The following is a 667-nucleotide window of genomic DNA, read 5'->3' on the forward strand; positions in this document are numbered from 1 at the left end:
CGCTCCCACTGAGCGTCATTCAGCACTGCCACACGCGACATGTGTCAACCATCGCCGACCACCACGCCCGGATTAAGCAGACACGCTCTAGGCGCAGCCCATGGCCGATGGCACGTCGACGTCGATGCCCAAGAAGACCACGACGCCGAGGTAGCCCGGCTCGTCGCAGCCGGCGCCACGGAGGTCCGCCAGCACGGCAGCTGGACGGTGTTGGCCGATCCTGAGGGCAATCACTTCTGCGTACTGCGCTAAGTCGAGGAGACCCGCATGATCATCCGAACCTGGCGCGGCGCGGTTCGCGTCCAGGACGCCGAAGAGTATCTCCAGCACCAGGCAGAGACCGGCGTCCGCGAGTACCGGGACACCCCGGGCAACCTGGGTGTTCTCGTGCTGAGGCGCCCACAGGAGGATCTGGTGGAAATCACCACGGTCTCCTTCTGGAACTCCATGGATGCGATCAGGGCCTTCGCCGGTGACAACCCCGAGCAGGCCAGGTTCTACGCCGGTGACGACAACCTGCTCGTGGAGATGGATACCCAGGCGTGTCACTACGAAGTCGTCAGTTCCGATCCCGACCCGCTCCTCGGAGGGTGACCAGTTCGGCATCCCGCACCGGGTCGCTCCGCGAGCCCATCCCGCACCGGGTCGCTCCGCGAGCCCATCCCGC

Annotated in this window: 2 protein-coding genes; both read left to right on the plus strand. The window is 65.8% G+C overall.

Annotation, left to right across the window (positions count from 1 at the left end):
* Positions 1-39 precede the first annotated feature (39 nt).
* Complete coding sequence (locus M8330_RS21665; RefSeq protein WP_250829041.1) at positions 40-252, plus strand: VOC family protein; 213 nt, start codon at positions 40-42, stop codon at positions 250-252.
* A gap of 15 nt (positions 253-267) precedes the next feature.
* Positions 268-594, plus strand: a complete 327-nt coding sequence (locus M8330_RS21670; RefSeq protein WP_250829042.1) for an antibiotic biosynthesis monooxygenase — start codon at positions 268-270, stop codon at positions 592-594.
* The last annotated feature ends 73 nt before the right edge of the window (positions 595-667 follow it).

This window comes from Nocardioides bruguierae (genome assembly GCF_023656415.1).
Lineage (GTDB): Bacteria > Actinomycetota > Actinomycetes > Propionibacteriales > Nocardioidaceae > Nocardioides > Nocardioides bruguierae.

Coding starts and splice junctions, on each gene's coding strand:
- M8330_RS21665 (WP_250829041.1), top strand. CDS start 40: ATGTGTCAACCATCGCCGACCACCACGCCCGGATTAAGCAGACACGCT.
- M8330_RS21670 (WP_250829042.1), top strand. CDS start 268: ATGATCATCCGAACCTGGCGCGGCGCGGTTCGCGTCCAGGACGCCGAA.